22 protein-coding genes are annotated in these 21,134 nt (G+C 58.2%); 5 read left to right on the forward strand and 17 right to left on the reverse strand.

Annotation, left to right across the window (positions count from 1 at the left end):
• Nucleotides 1-4: 4 nt before the first annotated feature.
• The 4 genes from R1T46_RS08090 to gpmM all read right to left on the reverse strand — a co-directional run bounded on the left by R1T46_RS08090 (nt 5) and on the right by gpmM (nt 4,999).
• Complete coding sequence (locus R1T46_RS08090) at nt 5-814, reverse strand: divergent polysaccharide deacetylase family protein (protein ID WP_317307939.1); 810 nt, start codon at nt 812-814, stop codon at nt 5-7.
• Complete coding sequence (locus R1T46_RS08095; RefSeq protein WP_317307940.1) at nt 811-2,214, reverse strand: S41 family peptidase; 1,404 nt, start codon at nt 2,212-2,214, stop codon at nt 811-813. Before R1T46_RS08095 ends, R1T46_RS08090 begins: the two co-directional genes overlap by 4 nt.
• A 104-nt stretch (nt 2,215-2,318) precedes the next feature.
• Nucleotides 2,319-3,425 (reverse strand): murein hydrolase activator EnvC family protein, encoded by a 1,107-nt coding sequence (locus R1T46_RS08100; RefSeq protein WP_317308281.1) that lies wholly within the window; start codon nt 3,423-3,425, stop codon nt 2,319-2,321.
• Nucleotides 3,426-3,451: 26 nt separating this feature from the next.
• On the reverse strand, nt 3,452-4,999 hold the full coding sequence (gpmM, locus tag R1T46_RS08105) for a 2,3-bisphosphoglycerate-independent phosphoglycerate mutase (RefSeq protein WP_317307941.1): 1,548 nt from the start codon (nt 4,997-4,999) through the stop codon (nt 3,452-3,454).
• Nucleotides 5,000-5,159: 160 nt separating this feature from the next.
• Between gpmM and R1T46_RS08110 the strand changes: the two genes are divergently transcribed.
• Nucleotides 5,160-5,576, forward strand: coding sequence for a rhodanese-like domain-containing protein (locus tag R1T46_RS08110; protein ID WP_317307942.1), 417 nt, complete (start codon nt 5,160-5,162; stop codon nt 5,574-5,576).
• A gap of 142 nt (nt 5,577-5,718) precedes the next feature.
• On the forward strand, nt 5,719-6,219 hold the full coding sequence (gene secB / locus R1T46_RS08115) for a protein-export chaperone SecB (protein WP_317307943.1): 501 nt from the start codon (nt 5,719-5,721) through the stop codon (nt 6,217-6,219).
• Nucleotides 6,220-6,274: 55 nt separating this feature from the next.
• Here the strand turns inward: secB and R1T46_RS08120 are convergent, their stop codons facing one another.
• The 6 genes from R1T46_RS08120 to R1T46_RS08145 form a co-directional block, all read right to left on the reverse strand.
• Nucleotides 6,275-7,021, reverse strand: coding sequence for a substrate-binding periplasmic protein (locus tag R1T46_RS08120; protein ID WP_286811510.1), 747 nt, complete (start codon nt 7,019-7,021; stop codon nt 6,275-6,277).
• Nucleotides 6,999-7,463 (reverse strand): tRNA (uridine(34)/cytosine(34)/5-carboxymethylaminomethyluridine(34)-2'-O)-methyltransferase TrmL, encoded by a 465-nt coding sequence (trmL, locus tag R1T46_RS08125; RefSeq protein ID WP_286811509.1) that lies wholly within the window; start codon nt 7,461-7,463, stop codon nt 6,999-7,001. The genes R1T46_RS08120 and trmL overlap by 23 nt, the downstream gene beginning before the upstream one ends.
• Nucleotides 7,464-7,470: 7 nt before the next feature.
• Nucleotides 7,471-8,649 carry an acetyl-CoA C-acetyltransferase gene (locus R1T46_RS08130; RefSeq protein WP_286811508.1) on the reverse strand — a complete coding sequence of 393 codons (1,179 nt, stop codon included), beginning with the start codon at nt 8,647-8,649 and terminating at the stop codon, nt 7,471-7,473.
• A 107-nt stretch (nt 8,650-8,756) separates the two neighbouring features.
• A complete protein-coding gene (locus R1T46_RS08135; protein ID WP_317307944.1) occupies nt 8,757-9,503 on the reverse strand; it encodes a pteridine reductase in 747 nt (248 codons plus the stop codon).
• A gap of 7 nt (nt 9,504-9,510) precedes the next feature.
• A complete protein-coding gene (locus tag R1T46_RS08140) occupies nt 9,511-10,620 on the reverse strand; it encodes a multifunctional CCA tRNA nucleotidyl transferase/2'3'-cyclic phosphodiesterase/2'nucleotidase/phosphatase (protein WP_136634158.1) in 1,110 nt (369 codons plus the stop codon).
• A gap of 133 nt (nt 10,621-10,753) precedes the next feature.
• Nucleotides 10,754-12,013 carry a conjugal transfer protein TraF gene (locus tag R1T46_RS08145; RefSeq protein ID WP_317307945.1) on the reverse strand — a complete coding sequence of 420 codons (1,260 nt, stop codon included), beginning with the start codon at nt 12,011-12,013 and terminating at the stop codon, nt 10,754-10,756.
• A 255-nt stretch (nt 12,014-12,268) separates the two neighbouring features.
• Between R1T46_RS08145 and R1T46_RS08150 the strand changes: the two genes are divergently transcribed.
• Together R1T46_RS08150 and R1T46_RS08155 are read left to right on the forward strand one after the other, a co-directional pair.
• Complete coding sequence (locus R1T46_RS08150) at nt 12,269-12,811, forward strand: LPP20 family lipoprotein (protein WP_317307946.1); 543 nt, start codon at nt 12,269-12,271, stop codon at nt 12,809-12,811.
• A gap of 14 nt (nt 12,812-12,825) precedes the next feature.
• On the forward strand, nt 12,826-14,022 hold the full coding sequence (locus tag R1T46_RS08155; RefSeq protein WP_075194394.1) for a flagella assembly protein FlgT: 1,197 nt from the start codon (nt 12,826-12,828) through the stop codon (nt 14,020-14,022).
• Nucleotides 14,023-14,032: 10 nt separating this feature from the next.
• On the opposite strand, the gene R1T46_RS08160 is transcribed toward R1T46_RS08155, so the two are convergent.
• The 7 genes from R1T46_RS08160 to sufB are packed head-to-tail and all read right to left on the reverse strand — an operon-like array spanning nt 14,033 to nt 20,288.
• On the reverse strand, nt 14,033-14,494 hold the full coding sequence (locus R1T46_RS08160; RefSeq protein WP_075194395.1) for a SufE family protein: 462 nt from the start codon (nt 14,492-14,494) through the stop codon (nt 14,033-14,035).
• Nucleotides 14,494-15,036, reverse strand: coding sequence for a putative Fe-S cluster assembly protein SufT (gene sufT / locus R1T46_RS08165; protein ID WP_213479651.1), 543 nt, complete (start codon nt 15,034-15,036; stop codon nt 14,494-14,496). The genes R1T46_RS08160 and sufT overlap by 1 nt, the downstream gene beginning before the upstream one ends.
• Before the next feature lie 40 nt (nt 15,037-15,076).
• Nucleotides 15,077-15,430: a HesB/IscA family protein gene (locus tag R1T46_RS08170; RefSeq protein WP_007153379.1), complete on the reverse strand. Its 354-nt coding sequence runs from the start codon at nt 15,428-15,430 to the stop codon at nt 15,077-15,079.
• A 13-nt stretch (nt 15,431-15,443) separates the two neighbouring features.
• Nucleotides 15,444-16,700: a cysteine desulfurase gene (locus tag R1T46_RS08175; RefSeq protein ID WP_317307947.1), complete on the reverse strand. Its 1,257-nt coding sequence runs from the start codon at nt 16,698-16,700 to the stop codon at nt 15,444-15,446.
• A 6-nt stretch (nt 16,701-16,706) separates the two neighbouring features.
• On the reverse strand, nt 16,707-17,993 hold the full coding sequence (gene sufD / locus R1T46_RS08180; protein ID WP_317307948.1) for a Fe-S cluster assembly protein SufD: 1,287 nt from the start codon (nt 17,991-17,993) through the stop codon (nt 16,707-16,709).
• 12 nt (nt 17,994-18,005) lie between these two features.
• Nucleotides 18,006-18,779, reverse strand: coding sequence for a Fe-S cluster assembly ATPase SufC (gene sufC / locus R1T46_RS08185; RefSeq protein ID WP_286811501.1), 774 nt, complete (start codon nt 18,777-18,779; stop codon nt 18,006-18,008).
• 60 nt (nt 18,780-18,839) lie between these two features.
• Nucleotides 18,840-20,288 carry a Fe-S cluster assembly protein SufB gene (sufB, locus tag R1T46_RS08190; RefSeq protein WP_036208822.1) on the reverse strand — a complete coding sequence of 483 codons (1,449 nt, stop codon included), beginning with the start codon at nt 20,286-20,288 and terminating at the stop codon, nt 18,840-18,842.
• A gap of 450 nt (nt 20,289-20,738) precedes the next feature.
• Between sufB and R1T46_RS08195 the strand changes: the two genes are divergently transcribed.
• Nucleotides 20,739-21,092 carry a helix-turn-helix transcriptional regulator gene (locus R1T46_RS08195; RefSeq protein ID WP_041334002.1) on the forward strand — a complete coding sequence of 118 codons (354 nt, stop codon included), beginning with the start codon at nt 20,739-20,741 and terminating at the stop codon, nt 21,090-21,092.
• Nucleotides 21,093-21,134 lie beyond the last annotated feature (42 nt).

Here is a 21,134-nt window from a genome sequence, read left to right on the forward strand (position 1 = left end):
GAACCTATTCCTGCTTCGCCAGCGCGGGCCGAATGGCCCGCTTTTCTCCTTCCGCAAACATTGGCCGGTTGCCATTCCTCATTGCCCACACGCCGCTGACAGTCGCCACGGCTATGCCCTGTGCATCCAGTTCAGGCAGGCGCTTCTCAAGATAATCCACGGTTACCTTGTGAGGATGGCCAATGCCGATGGCGCTGCCATTCTCTTTCGCCCGCTTGATGAGAAGCTGGAACTGCTTGTCCACGAACTCCTCGGTCTGTTCGTGGTCCAGGAACACGTCACGGGTGAGTGTGGGGATGCGGTACGCCGCCGCTACCTCGCCCGCAATGGAGGAGGCAATGGTACGGCTGTCCACAAAATAGACCGGGTAATGATCGAGTTCGGACATTACCCAGTCCATGGGCTGAAGTTGTTGGGTAAGCAGGCTACCCATATGGTTGTTCACGCCCTGGACATGAGGAATGGACTGAAGCGCGCGCCGCAAGGTGGTGGCGATGCTGTTCTGGTCCATGTCCGGGCTCAGGCCACCTGGCCCAAGGCCGATGTTGCGGGTGTTGGCCATTGGTGCATGCAGCATGACTTCCTTGTGCTTTTGGTGCGCTAACTCCGCCAGCCTGGTGGTATATCGGCGGTAGGGCAGGAAGGCCAGGGTGATGGGCTGATCCAGGGCGATCAGCCGTTCGCCCTCCACCAGATTGTGTCCCATGTCATCGATGATGATGGCGATGGTGGGCGGCAGTTGCCGCTCGTGCTCCCCGGCAAAAACCGGGGAACTGACCAGAATGGCGGTAAGCAGTGTTGCTAGAACTTTCAATCCGCGCTTTCCTGTGCCGGCTTGTTACGCTTGTTGAGGATACCCAGGCCTTTCAGCAGGTTCAGTGCGGAGCGCAGTTGGAAGTCCTTGTCCGCCGGCGACGTGCTTTGTGCAGACTCTTCCTTCTGCTTTTCTTCCTGCTTGCCTTCGTCCTGCCCCTCAAGGTGGCCGCTGAGGTCCGCCTCCGTAAAGAACGGTTGGCTGTCGAGTTCAGTCAGTTGCGCCGGTTTCACCTCGATATCCGGCTTGATGCCCTTGGCCTGGATGGACCGACCATCCGGGGTGTAATAGCGGGCTGTGGTCATCTTGATGGCGTGGGTCTCATCCAGGGGGATGACGGTCTGCACGCTGCCCTTGCCGAACGACTGGGTGCCCATAACCACGGCACGCTGGTGGTCTTGCAGGGCGCCGGCAAGAATTTCAGACGCTGATGCTGAACCGCCATTGATCAGAACCACAATGGGTGTTTCCGGCATCACATCCCCGGGCTTGGCGTTGAAGCGCAGGCGCGAGCTCTGGATGCGGCCTTCCGTGTAAACAATCAGACCGCTGTCCAGCAGGGCGTCGGCTGCCTCAACCGCGGCCTGCAGGATGCCGCCCGGGTTGTTGCGCAGGTCTATTACCAGGCCGTCCAGATCACTGCCATGTTCCTTTTCGAGGGCTTCGAGGGCATTGGTGAACTGCGTACCCGTGTCCGCCTGGAACTGGGTTATACGAACGTAGCCATAGCCGTTCTCGATGATGCGGGACTTGATGCTGGTGACCTTGATGATGTCACGTTCCACATCGATTTCGATGGGCGCCGATTCTCCCTCGCGCATGATGGTAAGGGTAAGGACAGTGCCGGGCTTGCCGCGCATCAACTTAACGGCTTCTTCCAGCGACATGCCTTTTACCGGCTGGTCACCCAGTTTGATGATCAGGTCACCGGCCTGCACGCCCGCTTTCTGGGCGGGGGTGTCATCGATGGGGGAGATAACCTTTACGAAGCCATCTTCCATGCCCACTTCGATTCCCAGCCCGCCAAATTCGCCGGAGGTGCTTTCTTCAAGCTGTTCGTAGTCTTTCGGGGCCAAGTAGGTGGAGTGAGGGTCCAGATCCGACAGCATGCCTTTGATGGCACTTTCGAGGAGTTGGCGGTCGTCAACCTCTTCCACGTAGGCGTCTTTGATGCGGCCAAACACTTCGGCGAACTTGCGAAGGTCGTCCAGGGGCAACTGTTCTTCGGGATCGGGTAGTTGAATTTCCACCTGCTCACCGTGCTGGATGCCTTCCAGCAGGCGTTGGGTGTCTTCATCGGCTTCCTGAGCGTGAACAAGGCCGGGCAGGGCAGTTAAGCAGGTGGCAAGGGCGAGTGCGCGTGTGGTTGCGGCGTGGTGTAGACTTCTTACCCGTCTCATTCACATGTCCTGTGTTAATCCGGTGACTGGTTATTCCCGAGTATTGCCGGACAGTATGGCGTTACCGGGCTGATTTGTCAGCCTTTAGGGTAGCACGAACCGGTTCAGCGATTGCCCAGCCAACGCTGTGGGTTGTCCGGTTTGCCATTGTGGCGAACCTCGAAATACACCGCGGGATCATTGGTGCCGCCAGTGCGGCCAGCCTGTGCAATGGCTTCCCCGGCTTCAACCCAGTCGCCGGGGCTGGTGAACAGGCTGCTGCTATGGCCGTAGAGCGTCATGTAGCCGTCACCATGATCGAGGATGGTGATCAGGCCAAACCCGCGCAGCCAGTTGGCAAATACCACGCGGCCATAGTGAACCGCTTTGACGTCGCCTTCTTCGGAGGTATTGATCAGCAAGCCGTTATACCTGAGTTTGCCGCCGGCATAGCGGTCCCCAAAGCGGCTGACAACCTTGCCTTGGGCCGGCCATGGCAGTTTATTCTTGAGTGACCCGAACGGGTCTGACTCGTTGGGTGTGGGAATGTTGGCAATGGCCTCTTCCACCTCTCGCAGCAGCTTTTCCAGCCGCTTGCGGTCCGCTTCCAGTTCCTCTCGTTCACCCAGTCGATCGCTGATATCGGCTTTCAGGGCCGCCAGGGTCTGTTCCCTTTCCTTCTTGCTGCTGCTCAGTTTCTGTTGGCGGTCGGCGACATCTTCTTCCAGTTTTGCCAGCCGCAGTCGCCCGGCCTTCACCTGCTTTTGCGTTTCTTTCAGTTGGCGAAGATTGGCTGCGAACGCCTCCAGGCGCTCAATCGTGTCCCGGCTGAGGTATTCGTAGTAGGTCATCGTGCGGGCGATCTTGTCCGGGTCAATCTCGTTGAGCAGGACTTTGACGGCAGGTGCGTCGCCTTCCATCCAGGCGGCGCGGATCTGTTTTTTCAGGCTGTCGCGCTGGCTTTCCAGCACGCGGGTAAGCTTGGCCTCTTCCTCGCCGAGTTCGGTCAGGCGTTGTTGCTGTTCCCTTGCCTGCTGGCGGAGTTCACGGCGCTCGCGGGTGAGCCGGCCGATTTCCTGTTCAAGGCCAGAGAGTTGTTGCTCAAGCGAGGAGCGGTCTTCCTCGGCGTCGGCAAGCCACTCATCAATATCGGCGATCTCTTCCTTGAGGTCTTCTATCTGGCCAGGTGTGACCTGTTGCTCCGCCAGTGCTGGCGTGGCGACTGCAAGCATCGCCACCGCCAGCCAAAGACGCACAATCAACCGATCTCCACCAGGCTGTGCCCGGTCATTTCAGCCGGTTGTTCCAGGCTCATCAGGCTCAGCAGGGTGGGTGCCACGTCGCTGAGGCTGCCGTCGTCCTTGAGGTTGACCTTGCGTGGGCCTACATAGATCAGCGGCACGGGGCCGATGGTGTGGGCCGTGTGCACCTGGCCGGAATTGGGATCGGTCATCTGTTCACAGTTGCCGTGGTCAGCGGTGATCAGGGCTTCGCCGCCCACTTCCTGCAGGGCGTCGGTAATGCGCGCGACGCACTGGTCAATGCATTCAGCGGCCTTGATGGCGGCGTCCAGCTTGCCGGTATGGCCCACCATGTCGCCATTGGCGTAGTTGCAGACCACCAGATCGTACTTGCCGCTCTTGATGGCTTCAACCAGTTTGTCGGTGACCTCGGGCGCGCTCATCTCGGGTTGCAGGTCGTAAGTCGCGACTTTGGGCGAAGGAACCAGGATGCGGTCCTCGCCTTCAAACGGTGTTTCAAGACCGCCGTTGAAGAAGAAGGTGACGTGGGCGTATTTCTCGGTTTCGGCAATCCGCAGCTGGGTTTTGCCCAGGTTGGACACGTATTCGCCCAGCCCGTTGGTCAATTGCTCGGGCGGGTAGGCGCAGGAGGTTTTGATGTCGGCTGCATACTCGGTCAGCATGACGAAGTCGGCCAGTTCCGGATGCTTGCGGCGCTTAAAGCCGTCGAAGTCCTTCTCCACGAAGCAGCGTGTCATCTCGCGGGCGCGATCGGCACGGAAGTTCATGAATATAACAGTGTCGCCGTCATTGATAGTGCCTTCCTTCTCGCCGCTGCCGATGATGCGAGTAGCCTTCACAAATTCGTCGTTTTCGCCACGCTCATAGGCCTGTTCCAGTGCGGAGACCGGATCGGCCGAGGTGAACTCGGCGTCGCCCAGGGTCATCACGTTGTAGGCTTCTTCCACGCGGTCCCAGCGATTGTCACGGTCCATGGCGTAGTAGCGGCCGACAATGGAGGCCACCCGGCCCACGCCGAGGTTCTTCAGTTTGGTGGCGGCTTTTTCCAGTGATGCTTTTGCGCTGCGGGGCGGCATGTCACGGCCGTCGAGAAATGCATGGATATAGACTTCCTTCGCGCCACGTTTCGCCGCCATTTCAGCCGCTGCCAGTATATGGTCTTCATGGCTGTGAACGCCGCCGGGAGAAAGCAGGCCCATGAGATGCACGGCACGGTCGCTGCTCACGGCCTTGTCGATGGCGGCGCAGAGTGTGGGGTTTTCCGTAAAACTACCTTCTTCCACGTCTTTGTCGATGCGTGTCAGGCTTTGATAAACCACCCGTCCAGCACCCAGGTTCATGTGGCCAACCTCGGAGTTGCCCATCTGGCCCTGGGGCAGGCCGACAAACATTCCGGATGTGTTGATGAGCGTTTTCGGCTGATTTTTCCAGAGCTTATCCCAACATGGGGTGTTGGCGTTGCTGATGGCGTTGTCTTCAGCCGGGTCACGGTGGCCCCAGCCATCAAGAATGATCAGTGCGGTAGGCTTACGCGTGGCAGTCATCACTTAATCCGATGGTAGTTTGGTAAATTTACTAAAACGAACATTGATTCTAAACATTTTCGCACCCTTCGGCCAGTGTCGTCACCTTGGGTCGGTTACCTTCTGTCCATGGGGAAGGGTGTGTATAATCCCGCCACAAACTATTCAGCAAGGTGTTTTCATGGAAAGGGTGTTCGAGTTCGCGGTTAACCATTACATTCTGGTGTCTCTGTTTGTCGCTTTCCTGCTGGCCATACTGGTGCTTGAGTCTCGCCGTGGTGGCAAGAAAATCTCGGCGCAGGGAGCCGTGAATCTGATTAACCGTGACGAAGCTGTCGTCGTCGATATCCGTGATCGCAAGGATTTTAACGAGGGCCGGATAACCGGTTCAATCAATATTCCCCTTAATAGTATCAAAAGTCGCGCGTCGGAACTGAAGAAGTTCAAGGACAAGCAGATTATTGTGGCCGACAAAATGGGTCAGCATTCCGCCATGGCGGTCAAGCAACTGAATGCGGAAGGCTATGGCAATGTGGTTCGCCTGGACGGTGGCGTTGCGGACTGGAAAGGTAGCAATCTGCCGCTGGTGAAGAAGTAACGGCCCCGCCAGGCCTTGAACTGAACGGTAAACTGTCGCACTGTTTCACATCAGCCGGCGGAGCCAGGCATTACACTGTTCCGGCAGCACTGACATAACAACGGGCCCTGGTTGCCCCCTACCGAGAACGAAAGGATTGAACATGGCTGAAAATCAGCAGGCCGCAGCAGGCAACGAAAACCAGAACCAACCCCAGTTTGCGCTTCAGCGTATTTACGTGAAGGACCTGTCGTTTGAGTCTCCGAATTCCCCGACGGTTTTTCAGGATCAGTGGAAACCTCAGGTCAACCTGGACCTGAACACGTCCCACAACAAGGTCAGCGACAACCAGTACGAAGTGGTCCTGTCTCTGACTGTGACCGCGAAAGTCGATGAAAAAGTGGCTTACATCGTCGAGATTCAGCAGGCAGGTGTTTTCCTGGTGAAAGGCATTGAAGGCCCACAGCTTGGCCAGATGCTGGGTGCCTATTGCCCCAACATCCTGTTCCCCTACGCTCGGGAAGCCATTGACGGTGTGGTTGGCCGGGGTAGCTTCCCGGCACTGATGCTGGCACCGGTTAACTTTGATGCCATCTATGCACAGGCATTGAAGCGCAAGCAGGAAGAGGCGTCAGGGGAAGCGAAGGAAGAGCAGACTCACTGATACGCTCTCGGCACAAGCGCCAGAAAACCCCGCCAACTCAGGTTCGCGGGGTTTTTTATTGGACGGTTTCCGGCTCGATACCGTCACTGATTATCTGGTCGATCTCACCGGATGTCTTCATGGACTCCAGCGCCTGGGACAGGCAGGGGATATCGTCTTTGCGGGATTCATGCACCCAGTGGTAGATGGGGGCTTCCAGCAGTGGCTCGCCAATAGCCAGTTTTGGGTTCTTGCGTTTGGCGGCCAGAGCGTCCCACTCCAGGGTCAGTGCCACGTCGATACGGTCTCGTTCGAGCAGATCGATCAATTGAAAGCTGTCACTGGTGGTTATCTGTGTCGCATCCTCGGGCAGGACTGCCGCGACCATTCGATAGCCATTGAGGAAGCCAATCCGTTTTCCTTTCAATGACGCCTTCGAGTCACCGGTTTCGCCGTTGAGAGCCATCGAAACCAGGCGCGCGTCCAGGATCGGCGTAGCCAGGGGTAGCAGGGGTGCATTGTCTTTGACGGCCATCGGTATTCGTGCAAGCTCGCCGTCTGACTGGCCTTTCTCTGCCATGAGCACGGCTCGTGCAGCCGGGGCATCCAGATATCTTATGTCCAGCCCGCAGCTGTCATAGAGCTTTCGGATGATCTGTTTGCCCAGTACCACAGACACTTCTGAGGTTGTCGAGGGAGTGGTGATAACCCGGGTAGCCTGCGTATCGCTATTGGACCAGGCGTTGCTGGCGGTCAGTACGAGCGAAATGGCAAAAGTGGGCCACATATCCCGGATATGGCTATTGTGCCCCTTCGAATCCAAGTTGCCTCCACGCTTCATAAACCACCAGTGCTACCGTGTTGGATAGGTTAAGGCTCCGACTTTCTGGCCGCATGGGCACTCTCAGGCGATGCTGCTCCGGCATCGCATTGCGGATGTCCTGCGGTAGCCCGCGGGTTTCGGGGCCGAACATCAGATAGTCACCACTCTGGTATTCAACATCATGATAACCACGGCTACCTTTGGTGGTCAGCCCGAAGAGCCTTGAAGGTTGCTCATTTTCCAGAAAGGCCTGGTAGCCGGAGTGCACCGTTACCGTTGCGTATTCGCTATAGTCCAGGCCTGCCCTGCGCATCTGTTTGTCCTCGAGGGTAAAACCCAGGGGTTCAATCAGATGCAGCCGGCAGCCGGTGTTGGCGCAGAGCCGGATGATATTGCCGGTATTCGGCGGTATCTCCGGCTCGAACAGCACCACGTTCAACATCCTGTGATCAACGCTCTACGGCGAGGGCAACACCCATGCCGCCGCCAATGCACAGGGTGGCAAGGCCCTTCTTTGCATCCCGGCGAGCCATCTCGTGGAGCAGACCGACCAGGATTCGGCAACCGGAAGCCCCGATTGGATGGCCCAGCGCGATGGCACCACCGTTCACATTGACCTTCGCGGTATCCCATCCCAGGTCCCGATTAACGGAAATGGCCTGGGCGGCGAAGGCTTCGTTCGCTTCCACCAGATCCAGATCGTCCACCGACCAACCGGCCAGTTTCAGGCAGCGCTGGCTAGCAGGGATCGGGCCGGTGCCCATAATGGCCGGGTCGACACCGGCATTGGCGTGAGCCCTGATGGTGGCCAGCGGCTCAAGACCAAGTTCTTTGGCCTTGTCGGCGCTGCATACGATGACGGCCGCCGCGCCGTCGTTAAGGGAAGACGCATTGCCGGCGGTGACGGTTCCATCCTTTTTGAAGGCGCCACGAAGCTTGCCCAGGCTGTCCGCGGTTACGCCAGCACGCGGGTTTTCGTCCGTGTCGACGATCAGCGGATCGCCCTTGCGCTGAGGAATAGTGATGGGGACAATCTGGCCCTCGAAGTAACCCGCGTCGATCGCGGCGGCCGCCTTCTGCTGGGACGCGGCAGCAAACTCATCCTGTTCTTCACGGGTGATGCCGTACTTCTCCACAATGTTTTCCGCGGTGACACCCATGTGGTAGTCATTGAAGGCGTCCCAAAGGCCATCGGAAATCATGGTGTCTACCATGTTCCAGTTACCCATGCGCTGGCCGTTGCGGCTGTTAGGCAGCACATGGGGAGCCTGGCTCATGCTCTCCTGGCCACCGGCAATCATCAACTCGGCGTCACCGCAGCGAATGGCCTGGACCGCCATGTGCACTGCCTTCAGTCCCGAGCCACATACCTTGTTGATCGTCATTGCCGGTACAGAGGCGGGGATGCCGGCGTTGATGGACGCCTGGCGTGCCGGATTCTGTCCGCAACCGGCCGTCAGAACCTGGCCAAGGACCACTTCGTTGACCTGATCGGCAGCAACACCGGTTTCTTCAAGCAGGGCTTTGATAACGGCGCTGCCCAGCTTATCGGCACTCAGGCTGGACAGCCCGCCGCCGAAGCTGCCGACGGCGGTACGTTTGGCGGCTACGATAACTACATCACGCATGGAGTCTCTCCGGTTTGCACGCAGATTTTAAAAGTTGGCTTCATTGTATCGGAAAGCGAGAGTGGGCCAAAGCAGGCAGCTGCGATGGTCTTAAATATTGAGGGATCTTACATATTAAGGCTGCGTCCGCCATCCACCGCGAGGATCTGGCCGGTGATAAACGGGGCGTCGCACAGCAGGAAGGCGATGGCGCCAGCAATGTCCTCCGGTTTGCCGGTGCGGGCCAGGGGCGTCTTGGCCAGTATGCTCTGCTGGTAGGCATGGTCTATCACAGCATCACCCTCTGGCCAGAGGATGGCGCCTGGTGAAACCCCATTCACGCGTACCTCGGGTGCCAGGTCCTTCGCCCAGGACAGGGTCAGTGAAGCGAGTCCGGACTTGCTGGCGCAGTACAGTGGATGGTTGGCCAGCGGCCGTTGGCTGTAGATGTCGATAAGATTCACGATGGCGCCCCGTGACAGTTTCAACGCTGGCAGGCAGGCCTGGCCCAGAAAGAAAGGCGCCCGCAGGTTGGTGTTCATGTTCGCGTCCCAGTCACCTGGGCTGGCGTCCTGTGTAGGGTTCGGGTAGAACACCGAGGCGTTGTTCACCAGGCCATCAAGCCGACCCCAGGTGGAAATTGCCTTGCGGGCCAGCAGTTCTGTCTGATCCGGGGCGGCAAGATCGGCCTGGATGGCAACCGCCGATTTCTGTCGGATGCTGTTGAGCTCGTCACGAAGGGCGTTTGCGTCCGCCTCCCGCGAACGGTAATGAATGACCAGGTTCCAGCCGCGTTGGTGAAGATGTCTGGCGGTATGGGAGCCAAGCCGATGCGCTGCGCCGGTAATGAGCACTACAGGTGTTGAGGATGCCATCGCGTGTCTACTCTTTGTTGAGGAATGCGAGGATACGCCGTAACCGCTCTTTGCGGATTGCTTCACCCAGTTCTTTTCCACGAAACCCCTGTTCCATCAGGGTTTTCGCCTGTACCCCGGTGGCGGCGTGTTGCGCGGATTCCAGCCAATCCACCCTGTGCCGTTCTGGCTCCGGCAGCGCGCATTTCAGAGCAACCAATAGGCCGGAAAATCGGTCTGCCCGACGCCACACGTCTGCTCCATCCAGCATGTCCAGCAACAGGTCGGCGTCGTGAGACGTCATGGTGTGGATCTTTGGTATCACGTCGGTGATGAGGCGGGTGAGATCCTGGCAGTCGTTGGGGGCTTTCAGTGCCCTGGCTCGATTCCGGGCTTCGGCTGGCGCCAGGGGGGAAAGCAGCGCGGCGAAGCGGACACTCGTATCATCGCTGCTTTCGTGGGCACGGCGCAAGGCGCCGATGGCGCCTGAAAACGCCTCGAGTGGCTCAAGCTCCGGTATAAGGACGGCCAGTGCGCCGCATTCACGCAGGACTTCGAAAAAGGTGCCGGGTTCCTGCTCATGCAACGCTCGCTGGATTTCCTGCCATACCCGCTCCGGCACCAGGTCGCCGACCTCGCCCTGGTCCACCATCTGCCGCATCAGCGCCATGGTGGGTTCGGCAATGGTGAATCCCTGGGGCTGCAGGCGGGCAGCAAAGCGTGCGGTGCGCAGTATGCGCAGCGGGTCCTCGGCGAAGGCCTCGGAAACGTGGCGTAGTTTGTGATCCTGCAGGTCCTGGCGGCCGTGGAAGGGGTCGACAATTTCACCTGCGGTGGACTTTGCCATGGCGTTGATGGTCAGGTCACGGCGCTTCAGATCGTCCTCAAGGGGCACGTCCGGGGCACTGTACACGGTAAACCCGTGGTAGCCTCGCCCCTGCTTTCGTTCCGTTCGTGCTAATGCGTACTCCTCCCGGGTGTCTGGGTGAAGGAATACCGGAAAATCCGCGCCTACCTGCTTGAAGCCCTTTCGCAACATGTCTTCCGGAGTTGCACCGGTGACCACCCAGTCCCGGTCTTTGACCGGCAGACCAAGAAGTTCATCACGGACGGCTCCGCCCACCAGATAGGTTTTCATGGATTGGGTTCTGCTCCTTGAGGGATGTTGCTCTGGGGATTATCCCGGCAAGGCTGGCCACAGGCAAACCGGTTGGCCACAAAAAAAGCCCGGTATCAAACCGGGCTTGGTGGACTGCTTCTATACAACAGGCTTAGAACGCAGCGCCGAACTCAATCGCCGCGCCCAGATCGGCATCGCTGATCAGGCCGCCGATATCGAGGCGGGCACCGAAGGGCGACAGGCCGATACCGGCCGTAAACTGGGTGTCTTCCTCGATGCCATCGTTGTCGTCATTGCTGGCCAGGTTCTGGCGCACGCCGAAGCGAAGTTGCGCGTAGCGGAAAGCGTCGAACTCCGCGCCGAGAGCAACCCACTGGGTGTCATCTTCGTAGCCGAAGGCTTTCTTTTTCGTCAGGTCCACTTCTGCCGTCAGCACATGGAATTCGCCTTTGTGGGCGATGCCAGCGGTTACCATCGGGTCGAGTTCCAGGGTGCGTTCCTCTTCATCAGGTTGGCTGGCCGCAGAATCCAGTTCCATGGGGATCAGGTTTTTGACGGCAATGCCGGCATTCCACTGGTTGCGAGAACCGAAAGCGTAGGCGGCGCCCACGTCGAGGTTAAACCCGCTCTTGTCGGTCTGGTACTCGTCGCTGTCGAACTCGTCGTCTTCAAACCCGGAGACGGTTTCGGTGTATTGGAAGGTGCGCAATTGGACGTATTTCGGGGAGACGCCCAATTGCAGCCTTGAACTGTCCTGAAGCTCTATGGAAGTGGCGATGGAAAGGCCTACTTCGGCGACAGCGGAGGCCAGGATGCGGCCACGGGACTCCAGGTCACGGTCGAGGTCGGCGGCAATCAGTTCCGGGATGGTTGCATTTTCCAGGTCAGCCAGAAACTGCTCATCATCTTCGTCAAACTCCCCGCGGACGGTGGCGCGGATGTTGCCGTTGCTGAAGAAACCGACGGCAAACGACTCCGAGGGCACGGCCAGGGCGAGACCCAGGCCACCGTCAATCCGGACGGTGTCGCGATCAAAGTCATTCAGCTGCCGTCTCAGGTCGCCGGCGGCTTGGCGGGCATCTTCCGGGTTCGACGTCTTGTCCAGTTCCTGAAAGCGATCAATCGTGTCCTGGATATCGTCGATCTGATCAACGGTTTCCTCTTCGTCCGCAAAGCGGGCGTTGACGGAGGGCAGTATCAGGCCAAAGTCGTTGGACCATTCATGGTGGTCCGCAGCCATCATCGCTGGGTTAGTGGCGCCGGCCGCAGCCGGATGGGCGACGGCGACACCGGTGCCGCCCATGGCAAATGAGCGTGATGACATGAACGCTTGCGGGCTCGCGATGGCGGAGGTGGTGGCGATGGAAAGGCCGATGGCCAGTGATAGCTTGGTCAGACGCTGTGGGGTCATGATGTGTCCTGATGAAGCGATGATGCTGCTAAGTTAAAGGTGACATGCAGTTCAGGTTAATCCAGTTGCCGCCGTGACTCACCGGTGATGCGGTAACGGTTTGTTTTTTTACTGTAAATAGCGGTAGTTTTTTGCCGCTTGGTTCCTGTGTGGCGGGCCCGGTGGGACATGAAATTATGGAATTCAGTCGGTTACAAAGGTTGGCGTGAATTTTTCATAAGGGCAGTGAACAGATGTTTTTTGCGGAGAACCAACATGATCCTGCGGCGGATACTGATACCTGCGCTGGTGCTAACAATGATCGGCTGCGCCCCCGTTGGCCAGCACCGGAACGCCGGTGCCGACCGGCAGCAGACCGAACTGGACCCGATTACCGTGCGAGTTAGCGGCTTCGGGACCTATGAGGAAGTGTCGAAAGATCGCCTGAACACGCGCAAGCGCCTGCTTGCCCGGCGTGCGTCCCAGTTGGATGCCTATCGCAACCTGGCGGAGCGGGTCTATGGCACCGTGATTTACGGCAGCTCAACGGTGAACGATTTCGTTTTGCAGAACGATATGTTCCGCACCTACGTTGATAGCTACATCCGTGGCGCCAAAATGGTTGCCGTGAATGAACACAGTGACGGCGTGGTGGAAACCGTTATGGAACTCAAGCTGGAGCCCAGGTTCCGTGCCTGTGTTTCCCGCGTAACCGATCGGGAAGTGCAGGACCTGTGCCCGATTCCGATGCCCAGAGGCAATGACAGCACCGGAGATTTCCAGAGCCGGGGCGTTGATTCCCTCTACTACCTCGAATAAGAGAACGATTTCCCATGAAGCTGGCTATTTCTGTTGTCACAGCGCTGTTGGTAATTGCGTGTGGCGGTGCCCAGGCAGTGGTGCTGGAGGGCGTCGGCCACGCCACCATTTACAACGATGACGTCGACAGCGCACGGCAGGAGGCTAAGAAGGCGGCGTTAAGGGATGTTTCCCTGCAGTACGAAGCCAGGATCAGTAGCCGCGACACCATGGAAAACGGTGTGGTGACGGAATCCCGCCTGCAGGTTGCCTCGTCGGCGCGGGCAAAGTCCGTTGAAGTGGTGGACGAGTACCGGCGGGGCAATCTGTTACGTGTCACGGTTCGCGCCGACATGTCAGCGGGCGGCCAGTGCCAGGCCGGCGATGCCGCGGAGTTGAGAAAGCGCGTGGCCGTGACCGGTTTTCCCATGGTGTATCCGGATCAGGCCCGGATAGGTCGAATAGGGGATGCCGGCGAAGTCTTGCCGCAATTGTTGCAGGCAGATCTGCAGAGAAGTGGCCAACTCCAGGTTTTTGGTGCGACCACCCAGCGCCTGTTTGATGACCTGCTTAATGCCCCAACGCACCAGAAATTCAACAATCGATTGAGCAACGTGATCCAGGTGGCTCGCGAGCTCGGGGTGCAGTTCGTGGTTACCGGTGTCATCCGTGATGTTGGCGTGTCCGACCCGGACGCCTGGGGAAGTTCTGTTATCGACCGCCTGCAACGGGGCATTGGTGCGGCGAACCAGAACCGGCGGTTTGTGGTGGACATGATGGTTTATGACGGCTTCAGCGGCGCACCTGTCTATCAGGAGCGGTTTTCGGCGGAGGCACGTTGGAATGCTGGGCCGGGGTCTTCTGATGGGTTCGGGTCGGCGGGTTTCCGGGAAACCGAGTACGGACAGGCTGTTGCGGGATTGATGAACAACATGGTGTCTGCGGTCAATGATGCGCTTGCTTGTCAGCCGTTCATCACGCGGGTGACCAGAGTCGACGGCGACAAGGTCACGCTGGATTCCGGAGCCACGGCAGGCTTGCGCCCGGGGGATGAGCTGAAACTCTATCGCAGTGCCAGTTTCTTCGATTCACCCGGGGCGACCCCGGAACTGGTGGACAGCCGCGCCACCATGACGGTGAACAATGTTCATCCGGACTTCAGCAACGGCAGCATTCCTGTCTATGGCGGGCTGATCAATATACAGCGGGATGACGTGGCTATCGTCTGGTAGGGCTGCTCAATCAGGCTGCGGCGGTTTCCGCAGCCACATCCCGGATCCTGCCAACCATGGCTCTCAGGCCGTTGCCCCGTGTGGGCGAGATGTGGCGGAACAGATCCAGTTGTTCGAACAGTTCGTCGATGTCCGTAGCCAGCAGGTCCCTGGGAGACTTGCCATTCAGGGCCACCAGGATAATGGCGGCAAGGCCGCGAACGATGATGGCGTCAGAGTCAATCAGCAGGTATAGCTTGCCACTTTGCTCATCGTAATGATGAATCAGCCACACCTGGCTCTGGCAGCCGTGGACGTAATTCTCTTCCCTGCGCTCGTCGTCCGGAAATGCCGGTAGCTGCTTGCCAAGGTCGATAATGAACGCGTAACGCTCTTCCCAGTCGTCCAGGAATTCAAAGCCATCCAGGACGTCTTCGAGGGTGGTGTCTTTCCCGAGCGGATTGTTCAAAAATTCCTGTTCAGCGGCAGTCATTACAGCATCCCCAGTTCAAGCTTGGCTTCGTCGGTGAGCATGTCATTGTTCCAGGGCGGATCGAAGGTCAGTTCGACGGTCACCTTGTCCACATTGGGTACATGCTCAAGCTTGGTCTTGACGTCTTCAGTGATCACCGGGCCCATGCCGCAGCCGGCGGCCGTGAGTGTCATCTTGACGTACACATGGTTGCCGTCTTCCGTGCCATTCTGTATTTCACACTCGTAGATCAGGCCCAGCTCCACCACGTTGACCGGAATTTCCGGGTCGTAGCAGTTGCGCATCGCTTCCCACACCTGGTTTTCGTTCACCGTACCGTCTTCGGGGGTGTCGAAGCTGCTTTCAAGGGGCTTCTTGCCCAGGGCATCGGCATTGTGGCCTTCAATACGAGCGAGGTTGCCGTTCACGGCCACGGTGAAGCTACCACCGAGTGACTGTGTGATGGTAACGAAGGTGTCCGCCGGAATCATGATTTCGGTTCCGGCGGGCACCAGGCGCGCCTCTACTTCGCGTTTGGTCAGGACCACTTCCCGTTCTTGCATGCCTTAATGGGCCTCGTATTCGCTATCTGGTTTGTCGGGTTCAGGCGACTGTAAAGCTCTCGCCACAACCGCACTCTGCCGTCGCATTCGGATTCCGGAACTGGAACAGGGAGTTCACCCCTTCGGTCACGAAATCAATTTCAATGCCGTTCACCAGAGGCAGGTGCTCTTCCTTTACAAAGACGTCCACACCGTCGATGTGAAACACCTTGTCGTCCGCTGCGGCTTCTTCCACCCACTGGGTTTCATACTTGAAGCCGGAACAGCCGCTTTTCTTGATCGCCAGGCGGATACCTTTCGCCTCAGGCTTCTTGTCCAGTTGTTTGCGTACGTGTTTCACCGCTGTCGGGGTCATGGTGACCGCCACGGTTGGTGTGAAGACTTCGGCTGTCATATTTCCACCTCCATCAGGCAAACAGACGCTGGATTTTCTGCAGGGCAGTGAATAATTGTTCCACTTCCTCCAGCGTATTGTAAAACGCAAAGGACGCCCTGGCTGTACCGGGAACCCCGTAAAAGTCCATCAGCGGCATGGCGCAATGGTGGCCAGTGCGGATCGCGATGCCCTGCTGATCCAGCAGTGTTCCTATATCACTGGGGTGCAGGCCGGCGATTTTAAAGGACATGACCGGCACCTTTTGGCTGGCCGTACCGATGATCTCCATGCCCGGGACGACCGACTTGACCAGTTCGTTGGCGCGGGTGAGAAGCGCGTTTTCCGCCGCTTCCATGCCATTGCGATCGAGGTCGCCCAGATAATCAATGGCTGCGCCCAGGCCAACGGCCTCGGCAACCGGTGGTGTGCCGGCCTCAAACTTGTAAGGCAGCACGTTCCAGGTGGTGCGCTCGAACGACACCCGCTCGATCATCTCACCGCCCCCCTGGAAAGGAGGCATCTCTTCCAGCAACTGGGCCTTGCCGTACAGTACGCCAACGCCGGTTGGTCCGAACAATTTGTGGGATGAGAACACGTAGAAATCACAGCCCAGCGCCTGTACGTCCGGCTGGAAGTGCGGCACCGCCTGGGCACCATCGATAACGGTGATCACGCCGTGAGCCTTGGCCTGCTCAATCAACGGTGCAATCGGGTTCACGGTGCCCAGGACGTTGGACACATGCGTCAGTGCCAGTACCCGGGTGCGCTCGCCCAGCAAGCTGTTGAACGAGTCCAGATCCAATTCACCCTGTGGAGTGATCTGGATGGGAACCACCTTCGCGCCCGTGCGCTCGGCCACCATCTGCCAGGGCACGATGTTGGCGTGATGTTCCATATGGCTGACGAGAATTTCGTCATCAGGCTTGAGGCGGCCGGCCAGGCCATTGGCCACCACGTTGATGGCCTCGGTGGTGCCACGGGTCCAGATAATCTCGCGGGTGCTGCCAGCGTTCAGGAACGCGCGAACCTTCTCCCGGGCGCCCTCGAAGGCGCTGGTGGCGCGGTCGCCAAGCGTGTGGGCGCCGCGATGGACGTTGGAATGCATTTCCCGGTAATAGCGATCCATGGCGTCCAGAACGGCGATGGGCTTCTGTGACGAAGCGCCGTTGTCCAGATACACGAGGGGCTTGCCGTTGATCTGCTGATCAAGAATCGGAAAGTCCCGGCGGATCGCCTCGACGTCGAACGCCGCAGTGCCCGCCTTTTTGGCCATGGAAAGGTCTGTCATAACCGGTCAGGCCTCCTGAAACGTCTGGTCGAAAAAGTCATTAAGCCGGAGCTGGGCAGCGTCTTTGACTGCCTGAACCGGAATCTGTTCAACAAGTTCGTTAATGAAGGCCATTGTCAAAAGGGTATTGGCCTCACGACGCCCGATGCCACGGGATACCAGGTAGAACAGGGAAATCCTGTCAAGCTGGCCGATGGTGGCACCATGGGCACATTTGACGTCGTCCGCGTAAATCTCCAGCTCGGGCTTGGTATCGATCTCAGCACCGGTGGAGAGCAACAGGTTCTTGTTGTTCATGTTCGCGTTGGACTTCTGGGCATCCTCATGGATATGGATGCGGCCATTGAACACGGCGTGGGATTCGTCCGCAGCGATGTTGCGATAGGTTTCCTCGCTGTCGCAGTGGGCGGCCACGTGTTCAATAGAGGTATGGTTGTCGTAGTGCTGCTTGCCCTGGGTGACAACCACGCCGTTCAGCTTGCACTCACCGCCTTCGCCTTCCAGCCGAACCTGCAGGTCATGGCGACGCAGTGGCCCACCGAAGCCCACGCAGTGACTCTCGAAACGGGAGTTGGCGGCCTGGCGAACACCGGTAGCCCCGATGTGCTGTACATTCTCGCCTTCCATGACCAGCCGCACATTCGTGACCTGGGCCCCGTCTGCCAATACAAACTCGGTGACGGTATCCACCATGACCGGCTCCTCACCGCTGGAGAGGTATTCCTCTACCACCGTAATCTGACTGTGACGTGCCGCATCCACATAAATACGCGGGTACGCCGAGCCTGAAGCCGTGCCGGTCACTTCGTGCACGATGAACAGGGGCTGATCAAGAACCGCTTCCTTGTCCAACTGGATGTACAGGCCGTCTTCAAAGCGGGCGGAGTTCAGTCGCGCCATCTGTACGGCACGGGTGTCCAGTGTGTTGTCCAGGCGCTCGGCCAGGCCCGCGGCCTCGTCATCGTCCAGATCGGCGAAACGTTGAATGCGGATGCCGTCCAGGTCCGGAAAGTCCGAGGCTTCTGGAATCATCACGCCGTTATGGAACACCACGCGATAACCGGGAATCGATAAGCTATAGCCATCCTTGCCGGTCGCGGGCAGGGTGGTGGCCAGTTCGTCGGTCAGCTTCAGGTGCCGGCTGGAGTATTTCCAGTTTTCGGTTTTGCGGGTGGGCAATGGCATATCCACCAATGCCGTGCCCCGATGTTTGCGCAGCTCAAGCAACGGCTCGGGCAGTGAATGCCCGCCCGGCTCGAGGAAGGCGCTGGAAATGGTTGGTGCTGGTTTCATTCCACGGCCTCCTTAGCTGGCTGCACTGGGGGTGGCTTCTTCGTCTTTCACGCCGAGCCAGCCGTAGCCACGCTCTTCGAGCTCGAGGGCCAGCTCTCGACCCCCGGATTTGACGATCCTGCCACCGGCCAGTACATGAACATGGTCTGGCACAATGTGGTTCAGCAGACGCTGGTAGTGAGTCACCATCAGAATGGCACGGTCTTCGGCGCGCAGGGCGTTTACGCCCTTGGAAACCACCTGCAGGGCATCAATGTCGAGCCCTGAGTCTGTCTCATCCAGAATGGCCAGCTTTGGCTGCAGCAACAGTGCCTGAAGAATCTCGTTGCGCTTCTTCTCGCCACCGGAGAAGCCTTCGTTGACACCGCGCTTGAGGAACGCCGGGTCCAGGTCCACCTGTTTGGAAACCTCTTTGGCCAGCTTCATGAACTCCGCGGCGTTCATTTCCGGCTCGCCACGGTGTGTGCGCATGGCGTTGACGGCGGTGCGCAGGAACTGCAGGTTGCTGACGCCGGGAATCTCCACCGGATACTGGAATGCCAGGAAAATACCTTCACGAGCCCGCTCTTCGGTTTCAAGGTCTAGCAGGTTCTCGCCGTTCAGGCTGATTTCGCCCTGGGTTACCGCAAACGTCTCATTGCCCGCCAGCACCTGGGACAGGGTACTCTTGCCTGAGCCGTTCGGGCCCATGATGGCGTGAACTTCCCCGGCCTTGATCTCCAGGTTGATGCCCTTGAGGATCTCTTCACCCTCAACGGATGCGTGCAGGTTCTTGATGCTTAGCATTTCTGGCGTCTCTCTATAATCTGAAAACTGGTATCTGAAAATTTGTATATGAGCCTGGGGTTAACCAACGGACCCTTCAAGGCTGACTTCAAGCAACTTGCCAGCTTCCACGGCAAACTCCATCGGCAGCTCCTTGAACACCTCTTTACAGAAGCCGTTCACAATCATGGAAACCGCCTGCTCCGGGTCGATACCACGCTGGCGGCAAAGGAACATCTGCTCGTCGCTGACCTTGGAGGTGGTTGCCTCGTGCTCAACGATAGCCGACTTGTTCTTGCTCTCGATGTACGGGAAAGTGTGGGCGCCGCAGCGGTCGCCGATCAGCAGCGAATCACACTGGGTGTAGTTACGCGCACCTTCCGCACCCGGGCCGAACTTCACCAGCCCGCGATAGGCGTTGGAGCTCTTGCCGGCGGAAATGCCCTTGGAGATGATGGTGCTGGACGTGTTCTTGCCCAGATGAATCATCTTGGTACCGGTATCCGCCTGCTGGTAATTGTTGGTCAGTGCCACCGAGTAGAATTCGCCCACGCTGTTATCACCACGCAGCACGCAACTCGGATACTTCCAGGTCACCGCAGAACCGGTTTCGACCTGGGTCCAGGAAATCTTGGAGTTCTTGCCAATAGCGGCGCCACGCTTGGTGACGAAGTTGAAGATGCCGCCTTTGCCGTTCTCATCGCCCGGGTACCAGTTCTGCACCGTGGAATATTTGATCTGTGCATCGTCCAGGGCCACCAGTTCAACGACGGCAGCGTGAAGCTGGTTTTCGTCGCGCATCGGCGCGGTGCAGCCTTCCAGATAACTGACGTAGCTGCTGTCCTCGGCGATGATCAGGGTGCGCTCAAACTGACCGGTATTGGCCGCGTTAATGCGGAAGTAAGTGGACAATTCCATGGGACAACGAACACCCTTGGGTACGTACACGAACGTGCCATCTGAAAACACGGCGGAGTTCAGGCCCGCGAAAAAGTTGTCGCCTGCAGGAACCACAGAACCCAGATACTTTTTCACCAGTTCCGGGTAGTCCTGGATGGCCTCCGAAATGGAGCAGAAGATTACGCCAGCCTTGGCCAGCGGCTCCTTGAAGGTGGTTGCCACGGAAACGGAGTCAAATACGGCGTCAACAGCCACGCCGGCGAGCTTTTCACGCTCGTGCAGGGGAATGCCCAGTTTCTCGTAGGTCTTGAGCAGCTCAGGGTCGACTTCGTCGAGGCTCTGGGGCATGTCTTCCTTGCGCTTGGGCGCGGAGTAATAGGAAATCGAGTTGTAGTCGATTTTCGGATAACCCACGTGTGCCCAGTCCGGCTCGTCCATTTCCAGCCAGCGACGGTAGGCCTTCAGGCGCCATTCCAGCATCCATTCCGGCTCTTTCTTAATGGCGGAAAGGCGGGCAATGACGTCTTCGTTCAGGCCGGGCTCGAACGTGTCGGCTTCGATTTCTGTCACGAAACCGTGTTCGTATTCCCGTTTGATCAGCTCGTTCACCTCTTTATCGGTGGTCGCCATGATCGTCGCTCCGTATTCTCTCATCTCGGGCCTTGCAGCCCCTGGTGTCGCCGGTAGTCTCGTGTTCAGGGCTGCCGGGCGGATGTCATAAATTCATGCGTTGCAGTGATCGCCCCAGACTTGGGTACGCCCTGCAATCGGTTTTTGGATGACGGATTGGGTGCGGCCCTGTTGAAAATCAAGGGCAATATCCGTTTCTTCTGGTGAGTGAGTATACAATACCAGAGTAAAATAGTCAGGTATTAAATTGCGCGTGTCGTGATTATACCTCAATCAACCCTTGTGGCACTAAGGGACTGGCAATCAGACCGATAGCTCGACGCTTTGAATGACCAAATTGCCTCATGTCTCGTTACGACTAAAGCCGAATATGGCTATTTTCAGCTAACATGTGTACGCTGACGAGCGCAGGTAAAGCGTGCCTGTAAGGAATTATCAGGAGACAGTGAAATGCACTCAGAACCGATGAAGCCCCGCGCGGCTATGGCACCGTTCAGTGCGCGAGTGACTTCGTTGATTGCCGGGCACCTGGAACGTGGTCGGGTAGGGGTGGAGGCTGTTGCCTCTCAGTTGCACATGAGCCGGCATACGCTTCATAAAAGGTTGAAGGAAGAAAATCTGACCTTTGCGGCGTTGCTTGAGGATATCCGGCGCGAACGGGCTCTGGCCTATCTGAAGGATCGTAGTAAACCCCTCGTGGAAATCGCTGAACAGCTAGGGTTTTCCGAGCTCAGCGCCTTCAGCCGTGCGTTCAAGCGCTGGATGGGCAAATCGCCAGGAGCCTACCGCTCGCGGGTTGCTTGAGGGAGGCTTAAGAGGCATTGAAAATACCGGGGCAGCAAATTC

The sequence above is a fragment of the Marinobacter salarius genome, from assembly GCF_032922745.1.
GTDB lineage: Bacteria > Pseudomonadota > Gammaproteobacteria > Pseudomonadales > Oleiphilaceae > Marinobacter.

What these genes read in the sequence shown, in the direction of transcription:
- R1T46_RS08095 (WP_317307940.1), bottom strand. Translation starts at nt 2,214, where the DNA reads ATGAGACGGGTAAGAAGTCTACACCACGCCGCAACCACACGCGCACTC.
- R1T46_RS08100 (WP_317308281.1), bottom strand. Translation starts at nt 3,425, where the DNA reads ATGCTTGCAGTCGCCACGCCAGCACTGGCGGAGCAACAGGTCACACCT.
- gpmM (WP_317307941.1), bottom strand. Translation starts at nt 4,999, where the DNA reads ATGACTGCCACGCGTAAGCCTACCGCACTGATCATTCTTGATGGCTGG.
- R1T46_RS08110 (WP_317307942.1), top strand. Translation starts at nt 5,160, where the DNA reads ATGGAAAGGGTGTTCGAGTTCGCGGTTAACCATTACATTCTGGTGTCT.
- secB (WP_317307943.1), top strand. Translation starts at nt 5,719, where the DNA reads ATGGCTGAAAATCAGCAGGCCGCAGCAGGCAACGAAAACCAGAACCAA.
- trmL (WP_286811509.1), bottom strand. Translation starts at nt 7,463, where the DNA reads ATGTTGAACGTGGTGCTGTTCGAGCCGGAGATACCGCCGAATACCGGC.
- R1T46_RS08130 (WP_286811508.1), bottom strand. Translation starts at nt 8,649, where the DNA reads ATGCGTGATGTAGTTATCGTAGCCGCCAAACGTACCGCCGTCGGCAGC.
- R1T46_RS08135 (WP_317307944.1), bottom strand. Translation starts at nt 9,503, where the DNA reads ATGGCATCCTCAACACCTGTAGTGCTCATTACCGGCGCAGCGCATCGG.
- R1T46_RS08140 (WP_136634158.1), bottom strand. Translation starts at nt 10,620, where the DNA reads ATGAAAACCTATCTGGTGGGCGGAGCCGTCCGTGATGAACTTCTTGGT.
- R1T46_RS08145 (WP_317307945.1), bottom strand. Translation starts at nt 12,013, where the DNA reads ATGACCCCACAGCGTCTGACCAAGCTATCACTGGCCATCGGCCTTTCC.
- R1T46_RS08150 (WP_317307946.1), top strand. Translation starts at nt 12,269, where the DNA reads ATGATCCTGCGGCGGATACTGATACCTGCGCTGGTGCTAACAATGATC.
- R1T46_RS08155 (WP_075194394.1), top strand. Translation starts at nt 12,826, where the DNA reads ATGAAGCTGGCTATTTCTGTTGTCACAGCGCTGTTGGTAATTGCGTGT.
- R1T46_RS08160 (WP_075194395.1), bottom strand. Translation starts at nt 14,494, where the DNA reads ATGACTGCCGCTGAACAGGAATTTTTGAACAATCCGCTCGGGAAAGAC.
- sufT (WP_213479651.1), bottom strand. Translation starts at nt 15,036, where the DNA reads ATGCAAGAACGGGAAGTGGTCCTGACCAAACGCGAAGTAGAGGCGCGC.
- R1T46_RS08170 (WP_007153379.1), bottom strand. Translation starts at nt 15,430, where the DNA reads ATGACAGCCGAAGTCTTCACACCAACCGTGGCGGTCACCATGACCCCG.
- R1T46_RS08175 (WP_317307947.1), bottom strand. Translation starts at nt 16,700, where the DNA reads ATGACAGACCTTTCCATGGCCAAAAAGGCGGGCACTGCGGCGTTCGAC.
- sufD (WP_317307948.1), bottom strand. Translation starts at nt 17,993, where the DNA reads ATGAAACCAGCACCAACCATTTCCAGCGCCTTCCTCGAGCCGGGCGGG.
- sufC (WP_286811501.1), bottom strand. Translation starts at nt 18,779, where the DNA reads ATGCTAAGCATCAAGAACCTGCACGCATCCGTTGAGGGTGAAGAGATC.
- sufB (WP_036208822.1), bottom strand. Translation starts at nt 20,288, where the DNA reads ATGGCGACCACCGATAAAGAGGTGAACGAGCTGATCAAACGGGAATAC.
- R1T46_RS08195 (WP_041334002.1), top strand. Translation starts at nt 20,739, where the DNA reads ATGCACTCAGAACCGATGAAGCCCCGCGCGGCTATGGCACCGTTCAGT.